Source organism: Paenibacillus sp. FSL H7-0942, from assembly GCF_045040715.1.
Taxonomy (GTDB): domain Bacteria; phylum Bacillota; class Bacilli; order Paenibacillales; family Paenibacillaceae; genus Paenibacillus; species Paenibacillus amylolyticus.
In genome coordinates, this window is sequence record NZ_CP150279.1 from 5344092 (window position 1) to 5361511 (window position 17420).

Consider the following 17420-nt stretch of genomic DNA (forward strand, 5'->3'; position numbering starts at 1 on the left):
GTCTACTCCCGAGGGTTAGTAGACGCCTTCCTCCCCGAATTTTTTGGCCAGCGTATTGGCACCAAGAACAAGCGCCAGCCCGACAACCGATTTGAACAACCCGACAGCAGCACTATAACTGTACTGTGCCTGGGTAAGACCCTTCGTGTACACGTAGGTATCAAATACCTCGCCCACATCCCGGTTTGTCGGAGTTAGCATCAGGAAGATCTGTTCAAAACCTGTATCCAGGAAATTGCCCAGACGCAGAATGAGCAAAATGACGATGGTACTGCGAATGGCCGGCAACGTAATGTGCCAGGTTTGGCGCCACCGATTGGCACCATCAATCCGTGCAGCTTCATAGAGCTGTGTATCAACACCGGAGAGCGCCGCCAGGAAGATAATTGTGCCCCAACCAACTTCTTTCCAGATGGATTGTCCGACAATCATCGTTCGGAACCAACCGGGTTCAAGCAGGAACGCCACTTTTTGCCCAGTCAGGTTATAGAGCAATTCATTAATCGCACCACCCTCGGTTGTGAACAGCATGTAGAACACACCGACAACAACAACCCAGGAAACAAAGTGTGGAACGTAAACAAGAGTTTGTACAAATCGTTTGAATCGTTCACGGCGAACTTCATTCATCATCAGTGCTAGTACAATCGGCAGTGGGAAAAAGAACACGATGTTATAAATGGCAAGCAAAAACGTATTTCGAAATAATGTCCAGAACTGCGGTTCTCCGAAGAAACGCTGGAAATGTTTGAACCCTACCCAGTCACTTCCCAAGATGCCCTTGTAAGGCGTGTAATCCTGAAAAGCCATCGTGATGCCATACATGGGTATGTATTTGAAAATAACAAAGTAAAGCACACCCGGTATTAACATGATATACAGCCACCGGTTTTTGATAATGTCCCTCCACAGCAGGTTTTTGTCACTGCGGGTAGCGGGCCGTGTTCGAGCCGCCGTTTCGGCTTTCATATTGTCTTCCTCCCCACATTGGAAACGATTACAAAATATCACTTCCTGAATTCATGTCTTCATTGTGGAGGATAAACGAATGACTGGCTATCGTCTCGTTTTAGCCTTTTGTTTTTCCTTATGTAGCAACGGTTTAGCTCATTTACATCACAGAGTTCAAAGGCGCAATGAACTGCTTTCAACCTCTATATTCCTGTCTTAACTTCATAGAGAAAAGTGGTCTTCTTCCTTCATCCAAACATAAAAAAGCCTGCCTGCCATGGCGGGCAGAGCAGGTTTGTTTTATCGCTGCTGCTCCCGGTACTTGCCGGGGGTGGTTCCTGTGATTTTGCGAAACGTACGGATAAATGCGGTTGGGTTGGTATAGTTTAATTTCTCGGCAATCTCCGATATTTTAAGATTTGTTGTTTGCAGCCATGTCTTTGCTTTTTCCATACGATACTCTGCGAGATATTCCGTAAAATTGACTCCAGCTTCCTTCTTGAATACCCGACTTAGGTAGACAGGGTGAAAATTAAGCTCAGCGGCACAGGCTTCCAGCGACAATTCACGATCATAACGTTCCTCGATCAAACGAATCATACGTCTCGCAATATTCATGTATTGGGATTCTTCCTGCTCTCGCCAGAAACGAATGACGGGCAGGAACAGCCGCTTGCGGAACCAATTGGTCATTTCGTCCAATGTGGACAACTTCAGCAAATGTGACATGGATGCTTTTTCACCCAGTACTTCGGCTACATCTCCACCTTGCTCCTGCACAAGCTGATATACACGAGACAATAACTGAACCATAATGACGGGGTATTCACTGAAATGAAGCTTTTTGTCTGCAAGCAGCCCCAAATATTGCTTAAAGTAGGCGTCCGTCTTCTCCTCATCTCCTTGCTTGAGCGCAGACGCAAGCTGATCCTCTATCATACGTAACTGGGTATACAACGCAGCCTCCATCTGACCACGGGGCTGAATATCCTCGTAATGCAAAATAATACGGCTGCCCAGACTGACCCGACCTTGCAGAGCCTCGCGGCTCTCCTGAACCGCTCTTGGCGTATCTCCGATACAAGCGTAAGAACGACTGATGCCGATACTTACGGGCAGATTAAGATAAGTTACGACACGTTCACGAATCCAGTCTGCCTGGGTATGCATCCATTCCTTCAGCTGCACCTCATCCGTCAGTTCGGAGGCAAGTACGGTGACCTGAGCATCATCCAGCATGACCGGGGTGAACCGAACTGCCGAAGGAAGGAGCTCACCTACCATATTGTTGACAGCAAACAGCAGCAGATCGCGATCCTGTTCCTCATATCGGGTCCCTTCCAAGGTATCGATCTGGAGCATGAGTACACCAAGACTCGCCCACCCTGTCGGGAAATCGTACAATTCTCCCTGATATCTGAAATCTTCTTCCGAGATTTTACCTGTCAGCAGTTTGGTCATAAAAAACTCCTGGAGGTGCACGTGCTGCCCCTTCATCTGCTCACGCATCGTTTTCTCCGAACTGAACAAGGTTGACAATTGCTCCTCAATATAGATAAATTCATCCTGACGACGTCCTGACGGAGCAACTGGGGAATCCAACCCCTTCGTAAATTGCAGCAGTCTGGAGATCGGTGAGTACATCCGCCGACTGCCGTATATGGCGAACAATCCCGTTACACATAACATGACCAGTGTAGCGATACCGGTAACCAATGCAATTTTCTGTGACTGGGCCGTGATCTGTCCAAGAGATACAACGGACACGTATAACCAGCCATTGAGCGGAGATTGCCTATAACTAACTGCCACTTGATTACCTTCCACCTCCGCACTGAAGAAACCCTCTGGCTGGCCCGTCGTTTGCACCATTTCCTGAATTTCCTTATTCAGCGCGTCATATTTTCCGCCTTGCTGCATATCGTTCAGAAAATACTTCTGCTCCCGATCCAGAACGTACATATCTCCAGAATTCGTATTCCGGCTCAAGTAGGTACTCAGTTCCGTATCGGCGATATCAATCACAAGAAATCCCTTTGGTTTCACATTGGTTGGTATCATCGGAATTTTGAATACCATACTTACCACATTATCCGATGATATAAGAGCAGGTGCCTGTTCGGTTGTTAGTTCACCCATACCTGCTGACACAGGTACACTTTCTTTGGCTGAACTAGCATTCTGAGTGACCCAGAACAGGCTGTTGGTATAACTTAGGTAGGAGCCAATTCGGTCTCGAATGCTGAAATCATCCAATTTGCCAAAAGAACGCATCGAAACGACCCAATCTTCATCCAGATTAACCAGATAGGCTTGGTCAATGTTCGTAACCGCTTGCAAGTTGTTAAAACCGGAGGTCAGATCACGAATCTCCTGAAACTCGCTGCTGTCTAGTGGTTTCTTCATCGCTTGTAGTACCAAGGGCGAATTAACATACTGGATGGAGGATAATTGCAGGCTGCGCAGAACTTGTTCTACCCTCATTTGGGTCTGATGTAATATCTGAAGATTGCTCTCACGCACTTTCTGTTCAATGTCACGTGATGCAATCGTATACGAGACCGAACCAATAACAATGACCGGAAGGGCTCCGAGGATCAGGGTAAAACAGAGCAAACGCAGTAAATACTTCGGCAAGAAGAGCATCCTCCTTTATACGTATGTTTATTAAAATAAATCGCTTTCATTGGATTAATTTACTATTGTTATTTTAAAACCCATTCTTATTCAAGTCCACTCATTTATTCTAAAGGTTGACTTCAAACCAATTTCCAGTTTATATTGGTTGCATATTCCTCAATCAAAGGAGAGATTTTTAATGTCGGTGAATGTTCTTAACTAACCAAGTTTCATATTCAGGAGTTTGGCCTTTCATTGCGCTTGTGCCCATATGGCATACGTGTATTTCATGATGCGCCAGATCCCTGTACTTAGTTAAGAACAGCGGATATCATAAATCGCCTCCGGGATTGTAATTGTCCGGGTCTATTTCCGCGCTGAGTTCAGCGCGGATTTTTTAATATAGACCTGTAGTGGACTTTGCTTTCCCATACGTTTAGGGCGGAGAATGACGTTTGTTCATTCTCCGCCCTTTTTGCGTTTTCCAGGAATATGTTTCAGCGCGTCAACTGAAATCCCAATTCAAATTCAAGGAGAGATTACGCATGAATGAGAACACATTAAACAGTTTGGGCTATCCACAAATTCAAAAAAATGTTGCAGACTGCGCCCTGTCTTATCTGGGCAAACGTTATGCGAGAGAACTAAAACCGATGGTAGATGCTCACCTGATCGAGATTCGCCTGGAAGAAACAGCAGAAGCTGCTGCATTGATTCGCTTCGGGGCCAGTATCCCCCTCCCTTCACTCGACGGAATGGAAACCATTATGGATCTGCTTGGCACCGGTTATCTATTCAGTGAACGTGACTTCAGTCATCTCGCTCAGTTCCTGCGGAGCTGTGCACAACTTATGAAATACATGGAGGGCAAATCCGGGGCCGCTCCCACCGTCAGTCGTTATGCAGCATCCATGATTCTAATCGAACCTTTGCTGAGTGAGATCGAGCGCTGCATCCATAGTGGACGCATTCAGGATCAGGCAAGCAAAGAATTGATTCGAATTCGTAAAAAAATGACGGTGAATGAGGAGCGCATGAAACGAAAGCTTGATTCTCTGGTGAGTAAACATCGCTCCATTATGCAGGAACATGTCATCAGCCAACGGGGAGGAAGAACGGTCCTGCCCATTAAGAAAGAGTTTCGCAAACAGGTGAAAGGCAGTGTGCTGGATGAATCCGGGAGCAGGCAAACCGTATATATCGAACCTGTTGAATTAGTAAGTTTACAGATGGAATTGGCCGCTCTACAAGCGGAGGAGTCCCGAGAGGAGATGAGAATTCTCGGTGATTTAACCTCTCTGGCCGAATCGTATAACCGTGAAATCGCTCTGAACACCGAAACGGTAGGTGTAATGGACTTCCTGTTTGCCAAAGCCAAATATGCGGCCACCATGGATGGGCGTACCGTTCGAGTCAATAAACAAGGCCACATCAGCCTTCAACGTGCACGTCATCCATTCATGGGTTCTTCCATGGTTCCACTTGATTTTGCAATCGGCAGAACGTATTCGTCGCTCATTATTACTGGCCCGAATACCGGGGGTAAAACGATCGCACTCAAAACGCTAGGTTTGCTAACCCTGATGATGCAATCCGGTTTGCTTATTCCGGTGGAAGAAGGTGGCGAGATGGCCGTTTATAACGAGGTAGCGGTTGATATTGGTGATGGGCAGAGTTTGGAACAAGCACTCAGTACATTCTCTGCACATATTCGCAATATGATTGGCATACTGGAACAGGCTGATACCTCAACTCTGGTGCTCATTGATGAGATGGCTTCCGGCACAGATCCCGGTGAAGGTGTTGGACTTTCTATCGCCATGCTGGAGGAACTTCACAGCCGCGGAGCAACCGTTGTAGCGACAACACATTTTGGTGAAATCAAACATTTTGCAGCTGCCACACCAGGATTCGAAAATGCCCGTATGGAATTTGATACCGTATCTCTCCAGCCGCTGTATCGATTGCGTATCGGAGAAGCTGGTGAGAGCTATGCTTATTCCATCGCATTAAAGCTGGGCATGCCACAGCGAATTATCGAGCGATCCAAATCCCTGTCAGATCAAAGTATTTCAAGAGATCGTACATTCGTGTTCACGTCACCTCCTTTGGAAACACCGATCCTGACGCCTGATCGTTCCGTTGCAGAAGCAGACGGCCCAGCAGAGTTATCCAAGCTGAATCAGCCGAAGCAGTCAAAGGATTCAATCGGTCTCCACAAAAAGACAACAACCAGAGAGTCGGATTCTCCTGCCAAAACTTTTCGCAAAGGGGATCGAGTGTATGCGGCCTATCTCAATCAGTCGGGCATCGTCTGTGATGTCGAGGATAGCCGTGGAGATATCGGGGTCATGCTGCGAGGACGCAAAGTCAAAATCCATAAGAAACGCCTGACCCTGCATATATCTGCCAATGAGCTTTATCCAGGTGAAGATTATGATTTGGACATTGTGCTAGAAACAAAGGAAAATCGTAAGAAACGTAAATTGATGGGACGCAAACATGTGGAAGGCCTACAGATCGAATTACCGTCTGAAGAGTAGCCGATGGGAGAAACAGATGTGGTGAACTGGAAGTCATATATACAGAGTGAAATCCATAATCACCGGCACATTTCTGTTATACTGGGACCAGTATGTTTAACTTCAGCTCGTAGCTATTGCACAGGGAGGGAAGAACTGAATGTCTGCAGAACAAGACGATCAAGAGCACATCCATATCGATGTTCTTGTCTGCCCATTATGCGGGGAAGCTAATCGCTGTTCCTATGCCGCAGGACATCCTCATTCGGAATGCTGGTGTAACCGGGCTACTTTTCCCGAAGGTGTATTTGACCGCATTCCGGCAGAGCAGCGCCGAAAATCGTGCATATGTCAACGTTGTTTGGACGAATATGCCGATAAACGCCAACCAAAAGAAGAGCCACACAGTTAACAACTGTATGGCTCTTCTTCATTATGCCTCATCTATACTGCTAGCTGGCTACCACTGCTCTTACATTTGGTTATACTGGGCAACAGCCTGTTCAAGCACCGGATGATGCTCATCCATGGACGTATAATGGTGGAGGGCAGCTGTAATCCCCTTCTCGCGGATCATGTCCTGTAGTTCAACTGCTTCCGGATCATCGGAGACATCGAACTTGCAGGCTGCTGCCATACCCATAGCCAGATAAGTCGTATCAGTTCCATCCGCATATGCCTGAAGGGCCGGACGAACCAGACGATCATTCGGAGACAACTTGCGCAGCGGGGAACGACCAACACGAGTAACCTCATCGGTAAGATACGGGTTTACGAATCGTCCCAATATTTTGACAATATACTGCTCATGTTCTTCCGGGTTGAATGCAAATCGCTTCACCAGAACTTTTCCAGTTTCCTGCAAAGCGCCGTATACAATGGATTTCACCTTTTCATCAGCAATAGCCTTCTGAATCGTGTCATACCCGTGCACATTACCGATGTACGCAGCAACGCAGTGTCCTGTATTAACAGTGAACAGCTTCCGTTCGATATACGGCTCCAGATCATCGACATATACAATGCCCTCAATCGGTTTGAATGCAGGAGCCATCTGGGAACGATCCACCACCCACTCGTAAAAAGGCTCCACCTGTACATGCAACGGGTCTTCATGATGCTGAATAGGCACAATCCGGTCTACGGCCGAGTCTGGAAAATAGACAAACTGATCTGCAAGGGAACGTACCTTTTCATTAAGCAGAGCATATACATGCTCTTTCAATTGCGTACTGGCTCCAATGGCGTTCTCGCAAGCGATAATGTGAAGAGGGTTTTGAACAGGACCGGAATTCAGTCTTTTCTCCAGTCCCTTTGCAATACCTGGTGCAATATGTTTCAGCACGCCTAAGCCCACCGCGGTTGTAATCAGATCAGCTTCCACCACGTTTTGGGCAACCGTCTCCAGCTGGGTTCCATCGATTGCATTTACACCTGTAACGGTCTCCTGATCCTTGCTTTCGTTGGCCAGTTCCACCGTATACTGCCCCCGTTGCTGGAGAGCTGTTACCAAGGTCTGATTCACGTCGGAGAAAATAACCTCATACCCTGCACGGGAGAGGATCAAGCCGATAAACCCGCGTCCAATGTTACCTGCGCCAAAGTGTAGGGCCTTCATAGCTCCATTTCACTTTCCAGAATAGCGATTACTTCTTCGGCTGTTTTCGCCAGACGCAGGGCCTCCATATTCTCATCCTCAGCACAGATCACCGCGATACTAGTCAAGATCTCCATATGTTCCCCGCCTTGAGCCGCGATACCAATGACCATATAGGCTTTTTCTTCGCCAAAATCAACACCTTGTGGATACTGAATGACAGAGATACCTGTTGATAAAATGAAAGCTTTGGATTCCTTTGTACCATGCGGAATAGCAAGGCCGTTCCCTACATAGGTCGAGACAATCTCTTCACGTTCAATCATCTTCTCAATGTAATCAGCGGTAATATGTCCCGCATCCTTCAGAATCTGCCCTGCCATGCGAATCGCTTCGTATTTGTCCTGAGCCGTCGCATTCATGATGACTTTATCTGTTGTTAACATACTCATAATGGTTGACCTCCAATTTCGGTTTTACTGCGATAAAATCCTACCAGTTCCTGGGACAGGTAATGAATGAGTTCATCCCTGATTCCCTTTTCCAGCAATGTAATCATTTCTTCCTGTAATAACAGGGCGCTGATCTCACTGAGAACCTCCAGGCTTTCCTTGGATAATTCTCTGGGACCAAGCATCAAGAGGACATGGGTAACTCCTGCCGGATCATCCGCCGTACGAAGAAGCGGCTCAGTGAGTTGAAACAAACTAATAGACGGCCTGTAGATTCCCTCACTGCGTGTATGAAACAGCGCAAGTCTTGTGCCGGGAATCTTCTGACTCCCCACTGCCTCACGTGCCTCCAACCGTTTTGCGACCTCCTCCGGTTCCTTCAGCACACCAGATCCATGGAGTACGTTGCACATCGCATATACGGTTTTATAGAAACCGATATCTTGGTTATCCAACGGATACACCTGAAACTTGCCAATAATTCGGACGATTTCAACTAAAATAGCTTCCATTCCATCCGGGTCCGAGTAACGACTTGTCGTCTGAACCTCGGCTTCACGGGGTTTATTATGCTGTCGTTGTAATGTTGTTGTTCGGATAAAATGACGCAGACGCTCGCTCTCTTCTGCCGTAAGCAGTGGACTCACTTTGTAATACTGATGCTCATCCATCGGCAGATCAACAGTGGATAACACCAGATCATATTGATCTGTAGGTATTCGGGCAGCTTCATACCAGGACACGCTGTCCATGATCCGAATCTCAGGGATCTCCTTTGATAGTCGGCTGGAAAGCATGCGTGATGATCCAATTCCGCTTGTACACACGATGATTGCCCTGATCTCACGTTTCAGTGCACGTAACCTCTCGATGGAAGCGCCAAAATGCATGACCAGGAAACCAATTTCCTCATCCGGAACCTCTGTGCCTGGCCAAGCTTGATGCACGGATTGTTTGACCTCTTCGAAGAGGGAATCATAATCCTTGCGAATCTGCTGCAGTAGCGGATTACGAATCATCTGTTGCCCTTCAATTCGCTCCATGACAGGTTGCATATGACCAAGCAGACCTTCACGAAGCAAACGATCCTCATGAAAGGCGTAATGTGTTCTCGCCTGCATCTGATCAATCAGTGAATGTACCCTGTCCAGTAAAATTAAATCGTCTATTGGCAACAGCCGCGAAGAATGAATCCGCTGCTCTGTCTCAACTAATAGTCTGTGAAAATAAGCTTGCTCATCTTGGGAGAATGTAAGCCCCAGCTGGGTCGATAACACACCACACAAGCGGGAAGCCATATAAGGTGGAACCTTCATCTCATCCTGCTCTGCGACTTCATCTCCCTTGTTCTCCAGGGGAGGTATACGACCAATGCCAAAGCCTTTACGAATACGTACAACCGCTACGGATAATTGAATCAGCAACTTCATGTATTGGCGTTCCGGGATGTTCTCCAGCCATTCGATGTCTGGTTGCCATAATGCATTTTCGACCGTAAGCACATCACCGTGTCCAATCATATCCAACAATTTTTGGTTTACGATGGAGCCTCCCTGTTCTGGCTGTCTTCCGAATAGGTCCGACTCATCCAAAAATTCGAGAGCAAGTGCAGCTATGGCTGTGCGATGAATCGTCTCACTTCCGTTAATCTTGACGCCATATCCACGTCTGCGAACCAGCTTTAGTCCCGCCTGACGAATCCGTGACTCCAGATCGTCCAGATCAGTGGTTACGGTGGATACGGTCACTTTCAGATCCGAAGCCAAGGCGAGTAACTTTACAGGGTCCGGTTCATCCAGCAGGATGCAAAGCATGAAGAGCTTACGCTCTTCTGGCGTAAACTCTACATATTCTTTACCCTCTAGTTGCTGGCGCAATACAGCCAGATCATGAGAACTGGCATCGATTCGGATACCGGTTCCTGATTTTTTTTCCAGCCTCATGCCCAAAGGTTCAAGCCATTGTTCAATCATTTGTAGCTCCCGGTGAACCGTTCGGGTACTGACCTTTACTTCAACGGCGATTTCGCCGGCAGTTACTTCATGTGGATGCTCTAGCAGGAACTCCACGATTTCACGTTGTCTTTTGGTAATACTCATATCTCAGCCTCCGGCTCAGGGAAAACAAATGCGTGCAATTACTTTAGACGTTCAACGAGCGCATCGTATTCCGGGCTTTTTAGGAAGTTGTCGATGGATATATGTTCTGCATTCGGTGCAACGGAGCGGGCACGATCGGTCAATACTTGTTGTGTGATCACCACGTCTGCATCCGGCGGGATATCACTGATAGCCGTATTGGTCACCGTAACGTCAATTCCCTCTGCCTTCATCTTCTTGCGTAGAATGGAAGCACCCATGGCACTTGACCCCATGCCTGCATCACAGGAGAAGACAATTTTCTTCACGTCTGTTTTGACTGTAGAAGAAGCCATATCTGCGGCTCTGTCTGCTTCACGTTGATTAGCCGTAATACCAGCGTTTGGCACGGTTCCTTGACTCTTCATGTCTTTCATCCGACTGGATGCGGACTCCAGATCTTCGTCCTTTTGTTTACCCGTTTTCAGCAACACTGCTGCAACCAGGAAAGAAACGACGGCTGCTACAAGCACCCCTGCGAGCATCGGCAGGTACCCACCTTTTGGTGTTAAGAAGAAATACGCGATAATACTACCCGGTGATGGTGCTGAAACAAGTCCTGCTCCGGTGAGCATGAATGTTAATGTACCTGCGACGCCACCCGCAATTGCGGCAAGAATCAGAATCGGTCTCATCAGAATGTAAGGGAAGTAGATCTCATGAATTCCCCCGAAGAAATGAATGATAACGGCACCCGGTGCAGAAGATTTGGCCATTCCGCGTCCGAAGAAACAGTAAGCAAGTAAGATACCAAGTCCCGGACCCGGGTTTGATTCAAGCATGTATAATACGGATTTCCCTAATTCTCTCGCTTGATCTGTTGCAATCGGTGTCAGAATCCCGTGGTTGATTGCATTGTTCAGGAACAATACTTTACCTGGTTCGATGATTAGGTTGACCAGCGGCAGCAAACCAAGATTCATTAACCCTTGTACCCCGGCAGATAATACTTTGCTAATCGCTTCTACAGCAGGTCCGATGCCCAGTAGCGCAAAAATCCCCAAGATTCCGCCAATAATACCGGCTGAGAAGTTGTTAACCAGCATTTCAAATCCGGCTCTAATTTTACCTTCAATGGATTTATCGAACTTTTTGATAATCCATGCTGCCAGTGGTCCGGCAATCATGGCACCGAGGAACATCGGGATATCACTACCCACGATGACCCCGATGGTCATAATGGCACCCACGACACCACCACGCTGACCATGCACCATCGTACCTCCGGTGTAACCAATTAACAGTGGCAGCAAATATTTGATCATCGGATCAACTAGCTGTGCAAGCGTCTCGTTTGGGAACCAGCCTGTTGGAATGAACAGAGCCGTAATTAATCCCCAGGCGATGAACGCTCCCATATTTGGCATGACCATACCACTCAGGAATCGGCCAAAACGCTGAACACCAACCCGTAGCCCACCTTTGGAATTGGACGATCGGTCCAAATTACTCATTGTATTATCCTCCTTGGATCAAGTGATTATGATTTATGAAAGGGGTATCATTTCTCCCCTGCTGTAATCCTAAGCGAGAATGCTCTCCTGTTCAATGAAATGAAAGCGTACTTTCGTCATGAACAATGATGACAACATTAGGTTATGTAATCGTTTTAATTGATGCATAATGGCTGAACCCATTGGTACACAAGGCTTTTCTTGCCTATGACTTTTATCATTTCCAGAATCATTTTCCAACCTATAGCTTGGTCCAATCAGACGATTCACATCCACAATCTGCTCACATCCACAATCTGCTCAAATCCACCTTCAAAACCATTTTTGGAAAGCACAAAAAACCTGTGCAAGCATCCGGCTCACACAGGTCGAAACAATATGAAACTTATTGCATTTGGTTATAGAATATATGTTAATAAGTACAAGTTCGTTGATACTATTCTTCCGTATGTTTCCGATACGCTTCTGCATTCATCAATGTAGACAATGCTACTGTCAGATCTCCCTCAACACGGATTTCAATCATCCAGCCTTCCTCGTAAGGAGAGCTGTTCACAAGTTCAGGTGAGTCCTGCAACGAATCATTGACTGCAGTAATTGAACCTGTGACGGGAGAGAACAAGTCCGAAACCGTTTTGACCGATTCGATCGTTCCAATGCTGTCTTCTGCTTTTACATTGGTTTCAAGGTCAGGCAATTCCACAAACACAATGTCACCCAGCTGATGCTGCGCGAACTCGGTAATGCCAATACGTACAGTATCCTCCCCTACGGTTTGCACCCATTCGTGCTCTTCACTGTACAGGAAATCACTTTTCAATTCGCTCATCGATATCCGCCTCGCTTTTCATTAATGAGTACATGCGTTCTTTGACCTTAACCTTTTTCCCAGAACATAGCGTATGATATTTTTGAATCAAATGTCAAGATACCTCACAATTTATTTGCTGAACACCTCTAAATCCTGTAACCGGATTACACTCTTTTTTCATATACTGGTGAATATTAGAATAGTAAGCGCACTCTTTATAAATACACGAACAATAACATAAAAACTAAATTAAATATTCGGTTTTAAATCATTATCTATGATATCGTTCTTGACATCGGTAGTGGATTCACGTTTTAATGAGAGGAGTAAATGTGTTTATTGGACTATGTTATACCCGCGGATGAATGTAAAGGGAGAGATTACCCGTGACACCCGATTCGGGATGTACATGAGGTAACGCCGAAGGAGTAAACCACCGATAAGCGGGGGTGAATCTCTCAGGCAAAAGGACTTTTACGGGACGCAACTCTGGAGAGCATCTATTCGCCCTGTGCGGGCGTTATGATCACCCAAGGGGAAACCTGCTGCACAACGTAGCGGGGTAACTCTCAGGTACAAGGGACAGAGCCTTAGAATACAGCGTGCTACTTGGCATGCCGATTCTTTGGCCTGTCCTTTTCCTTTTTCCCAAAAAACGAAAAACAGGATGTAGAACGGCGCTGCCATAGCTGCCCTTACCATACTTATGTGATGAAAATATCTAGCTGAAAATTTAAAAATACCCTGGTTCATTGATCCACGATTGTATATCCGGCCGGCTGACGGCCCATGACGAGGTGATTTGATGTCCGATTTGCTTAGAACACCACTCTTCCCACTATATCAGCAATACGAAGGCGTACGGTGCATTGATTTTGGAGGCTGGGAGCTTCCGGTGCAATTTAGCGGAATCCAGAAAGAACATGAAGCGGTGCGTGAGCGTGCCGGGCTGTTTGATGTATCCCATATGGGCGAATTCACGGTACAGGGTGAGCAGGCTGAAGTTTTTTTGCAACAAATGATGACCAATGATGTGACCACGCTGGTTCCCGGTCAAGCCCAGTACACCCTGATGTGTTATCCAAATGGCGGTGTGGTGGATGATCTGCTCGTGTATAAGCTGGAAGATCAGCATTATATGCTTGTGGTTAACGCCTCCAACATCGACAAGGATTGGGCGTGGCTGCAAGAGCACTTGATCCCTGGCGTGAGCATGACCAATGATTCGGAGCAGACAGCGCTGCTCGCCTTGCAAGGTCCACTGGCTGTAGACATTATCGGGAAAGTTACAGATACGGATCTATCCTCGATTGAACCGTTTCGTTTTGTGCAGGATGCTGAAGTATGTGGAGTAAAATTACTGTTGTCCCGTACCGGTTATACCGGTGAAGATGGCTTTGAACTATATGTTCCTGCGGACCAGGCTGCTGTGGTCTGGAATGGATTAATGCAAGCCGGTGAAGGTCACGGACTCGTACCAACCGGACTTGGTGCCCGGGATACACTGCGCTTTGAAGCAAAGCTCCCTCTGTATGGACAGGAATTGTCGGCAACTATCTCTCCACTCGAAGCTGGCGTAGGTATGTTTGTGAAGCTGAATGCCGGACCTTTTATCGGACACGAAGCCTTGTTACAGCAAAAAACTGACGGGCCCGCCCGCAAACTGGTCGGCATCGAAGTGTTGGAGCGCGGTATTCCCCGCCCCCACTATCCGATTTACGCCGAAGGCGTACGGATTGGTGAAGTGACAACAGGTACGCAATCACCTACATTGAAACGTAATCTGGGGCTTGCCCTCATCGACAGCAAATACGCTGCGCTGGGAACCCCGCTTGAGATTGAGATCCGCGGCAAGAAATTAAGAGCCGAGGTCGTGAAGACCCCTTTTCATAAACGGACACGTACGTCGAAGACACCTACTCAAGGAGCTGATCAAGCATGAGCAAGCACCGTTACATTCCCATGACTGAACAAGATCAGAGCGCCATGCTCGCAACCATCGGTGTGGATACGCTGGAGGATCTGTTTCAGGACATTCCAAAAGAGATTCGTTATCAGGGCGAGCTGCCCGTATCCTCCAAACTTGATGAATATGCGCTGACACGTCACATGTCCAAACAAGCTGGCGCCAACGCCAATTTCGAAACACACGCCAGCTTCCTCGGCGCTGGCATATATGATCATCATGTTCCTTCCGTCATCAATCATGTCATTTCCCGTTCCGAGTTCTACACTGCCTACACACCTTATCAGCCCGAGATCAGCCAAGGTGAACTACAGGCCATTTTCGAATTTCAATCCTACATCTGTGAATTAACCGGTATGGCTGTAGCCAATGCCAGTATGTATGACGGCGCAACAGCTTTTGCGGAAGCAGGTAATCTGGCCGCAGCGGCAACTCGTCGCAAACAGCTCATCGTATCCCGTACCGTTCATCCGGAAGCCCGTCAGGTATTGCAGGCGTATGCGCACGGACTCCGTCTGGAGATTGTCGAGATTGGTTATAAGGATGGCGTCACTGATTGGGATGCCCTGCAAGCCGCCATATCGGACGATACCGCTGCTGTCATGATCCAGAGTCCGAACTTCTTTGGTGCTGTGGAAAATGTGAAGCAGGCTGCCGACCTCGTGCATGCGCACAAGGGCCTGCTCGTTGTAAGTGCAAACCCGCTATCGCTGGGTCTGCTGGAAGCCCCAGGCAAGCTGGGTGCCGACATCGTTGTAGGTGATGCGCAACCCCTTGGCATCGCCGCTTCACTCGGCGGCCCGACATGCGGATATTTCGCAGTATCCCAGCCTCATATGCGCCGAATTCCTGGCCGAATTGTAGGCCAAACAACCGATCGCAATGGCAAGCGTGGTTTTGTACTGACATTGCAAGCACGTGAACAGCACATCCGACGCGAAAAGGCGACATCCAACATCTGTTCCAACCAGGCTTTGCTTGCACTCAGCGCATCTGTATATATGTCCATCATGGGTAAACAAGGAATGATCGATGTCGCGGATCTGAATTTGCAAAAGAGTCATTACACCCTCAATACATTAACTGCGATTCCTAGAGTTAGCCTTACTTTTAATGCACCAACATTTAATGAGTTTGTTATTCAGCTTCCTGAGGGAACAGATGTGGATGCTCTTCAATTGAAACTGCTGGATGGGGGCTTCATTGGTGGTTACGAACTTGGACGTGATTATCCAGAGCTTGCCGGACATATGCTGATTGCTGTTACCGAACGACGCAGTAAGGAAGAGATTGACGAATTCGCACGAGTATTGGAGGGATCGCTGTGACTCAGGAAACGACGACGACAACATCGGTACAAGGACAATCGGAAACAGGTACCTCTGTCTCCACTTCGGTTCAACCTGAGACGGATACAACATTTAGTGCACAGACCTTATCTCCTGCTTCGGAACAATCATTGATTTTTGAACTCAGCAGCCCGGGGCGTGTCGCTTATTCCTTGCCAGAATGTGACGTTCCTCGTCAAGCTGCCGATACGTTGATTCCCCGGGAAATGCTCCGTTCGGAAGCAGCAGCGCTGCCGGAAGTGTTTGAGGTCGATGTTATTCGACACTATACCGCCCTGTCCCGCCGCAACTTCGGCGTAGATAACGGATTCTATCCACTGGGCTCTTGTACGATGAAATACAATCCAAAGATTAATGAGGATGTTGCCCGTTACAACGGTTTTGCCAAAATCCATCCGTACCAGCATGAATCCAGCATTCAAGGTGCACTTGAACTGTTATATACGTTGCAAAACGACCTTGCAGGTCTGACAGGTATGGACGCTGTGACCCTGCAACCAGCCGCTGGTGCTCATGGAGAATGGACTGGACTTATGATGATTCGTGCCTACCACGAAGGTCGTGGCGAACAACGTACCAAAGTCATCGTGCCTGATTCCTCTCATGGTACCAACCCGGCAAGTGCAACCGTTGCAGGATTTGAGACTGTGACAATTCCATCCCGTGCAGACGGACTGGTCGATCTGGACGCGCTCCGTGCGGCCGTTGGTTCCGATACGGCAGCATTGATGCTGACCAACCCGAATACACTTGGTTTGTTCGAGAAAGACATTCAGGAGATTGCATCCATCGTACATCAGGCTGGTGGCTTGTTGTACTACGATGGAGCCAACTCCAATGCCATTATGGGCATTACCCGTCCGGGTGATATGGGCTTTGACGTGGTGCATCTGAACTTGCACAAAACGATGAGTACGCCTCATGGCGGTGGTGGACCAGGTTCCGGACCAGTTGGTGTGAAGAATCGCCTGATTCCATTCCTGCCTAAACCAATGGTGATCAAGAATGATGATGGTATGTATGCATTCGATCGTGAAGGCGATCAATCCATTGGCCGGGTGAAAGCCTACTACGGTAACTTCGGTATATTGGTACGTGCCTATGCCTACATTCGTACCTATGGACCGGAAGGGTTACGCCGAGTCTCTGAATGCGCGGTACTGAATGCTAATTATATGATGGCCCGTCTCGCACCTTACTACGAGATTCCGTATCCAGGCGTATGTAAACATGAATTTGTCATGTCTGGTCGGGGTTTGAAGCAATACGGTGTGCGCACACTTGATGTTGCCAAACGATTGCTTGATTTTGGATATCACCCACCTACGGTGTACTTCCCGCTCAACGTGGAGGAATGCATCATGATCGAGCCGACAGAAACCGAAAGTAAAGAAACGCTGGATGGCTTCATTGATACGATGATACGGATTGCCAAAGAAGCGGAAGAGACACCAGAATTGGTACTCAACGCACCTTACGGAACACCGGTCACTCGTCTGGATGAAACCACCGCCGCTCGCAAACCTGTACTGAACTGCGCTTGCAGTTAATTAAATCATTG

At 47.7% G+C, this 17420-nt stretch carries 12 protein-coding genes and 1 riboswitch; of the genes, 5 read left to right on the forward strand and 7 right to left on the reverse strand.

Annotation, left to right across the window (positions count from 1 at the left end):
* Window positions 1-15 precede the first annotated feature (15 nt).
* Together MHI48_RS23540 and MHI48_RS23545 are read right to left on the reverse strand one after the other, a co-directional pair.
* On the reverse strand, window positions 16-969 hold the full coding sequence (locus MHI48_RS23540; RefSeq protein ID WP_017686861.1) for a sugar ABC transporter permease: 954 nt from the start codon (window positions 967-969) through the stop codon (window positions 16-18).
* A 282-nt stretch (window positions 970-1251) separates the two neighbouring features.
* The gene (locus MHI48_RS23545; protein WP_165790022.1) at window positions 1252-3588 is read right to left on the reverse strand and encodes an AraC family transcriptional regulator; all 2337 of its coding nucleotides are present in this window, start codon (window positions 3586-3588) and stop codon (window positions 1252-1254) included.
* 527 nt (window positions 3589-4115) lie between these two features.
* On the opposite strand from MHI48_RS23545, the gene MHI48_RS23550 reads away from it, so the two are divergent.
* Together MHI48_RS23550 and MHI48_RS23555 are read left to right on the forward strand one after the other, a co-directional pair.
* Entirely contained in the window at window positions 4116-6113 is a 1998-nt protein-coding gene (locus MHI48_RS23550) for an endonuclease MutS2 (protein ID WP_405141981.1), read from the forward strand.
* Window positions 6114-6252: 139 nt separating this feature from the next.
* Window positions 6253-6504, forward strand: a complete 252-nt coding sequence (locus MHI48_RS23555) for a cysteine-rich CWC family protein (protein ID WP_405141983.1) — start codon at window positions 6253-6255, stop codon at window positions 6502-6504.
* Window positions 6505-6564: 60 nt separating this feature from the next.
* Here the strand turns inward: MHI48_RS23555 and MHI48_RS23560 are convergent, their stop codons facing one another.
* The 5 genes from MHI48_RS23560 to gcvH all read right to left on the reverse strand — a co-directional run bounded on the left by MHI48_RS23560 (window position 6565) and on the right by gcvH (window position 12562).
* Entirely contained in the window at window positions 6565-7710 is a 1146-nt protein-coding gene (locus MHI48_RS23560; RefSeq protein ID WP_076329153.1) for a mannitol-1-phosphate 5-dehydrogenase, read from the reverse strand.
* The gene (locus tag MHI48_RS23565; RefSeq protein ID WP_017686856.1) at window positions 7707-8141 is read right to left on the reverse strand and encodes a PTS sugar transporter subunit IIA; all 435 of its coding nucleotides are present in this window, start codon (window positions 8139-8141) and stop codon (window positions 7707-7709) included. Before MHI48_RS23565 ends, MHI48_RS23560 begins: the two co-directional genes overlap by 4 nt.
* Window positions 8138-10240, reverse strand: coding sequence for a BglG family transcription antiterminator (locus MHI48_RS23570; RefSeq protein ID WP_076329154.1), 2103 nt, complete (start codon window positions 10238-10240; stop codon window positions 8138-8140). Before MHI48_RS23570 ends, MHI48_RS23565 begins: the two co-directional genes overlap by 4 nt.
* Window positions 10241-10278: 38 nt before the next feature.
* A complete protein-coding gene (locus MHI48_RS23575) occupies window positions 10279-11733 on the reverse strand; it encodes a PTS mannitol transporter subunit IICB (RefSeq protein WP_076329155.1) in 1455 nt (484 codons plus the stop codon).
* 436 nt (window positions 11734-12169) lie between these two features.
* Window positions 12170-12562, reverse strand: coding sequence for a glycine cleavage system protein GcvH (gene gcvH / locus MHI48_RS23580; protein WP_076329156.1), 393 nt, complete (start codon window positions 12560-12562; stop codon window positions 12170-12172).
* 343 nt (window positions 12563-12905) lie between these two features.
* A riboswitch (glycine riboswitch) is annotated at window positions 12906-13028 on the forward strand.
* 321 nt (window positions 13029-13349) lie between these two features.
* Between gcvH and gcvT the strand changes: the two genes are divergently transcribed.
* From gcvT to gcvPB, 3 genes are all read left to right on the forward strand, one after another.
* Entirely contained in the window at window positions 13350-14486 is a 1137-nt protein-coding gene (gcvT, locus tag MHI48_RS23585; protein ID WP_076329157.1) for a glycine cleavage system aminomethyltransferase GcvT, read from the forward strand.
* Window positions 14483-15838, forward strand: a complete 1356-nt coding sequence (gene gcvPA / locus MHI48_RS23590) for an aminomethyl-transferring glycine dehydrogenase subunit GcvPA (RefSeq protein WP_076329158.1) — start codon at window positions 14483-14485, stop codon at window positions 15836-15838. Before gcvT ends, gcvPA begins: the two co-directional genes overlap by 4 nt.
* Before the next feature lie 131 nt (window positions 15839-15969).
* Entirely contained in the window at window positions 15970-17409 is a 1440-nt protein-coding gene (gene gcvPB / locus MHI48_RS23595) for an aminomethyl-transferring glycine dehydrogenase subunit GcvPB (protein WP_076329200.1), read from the forward strand.
* Window positions 17410-17420: the final 11 nt, after the last annotated feature.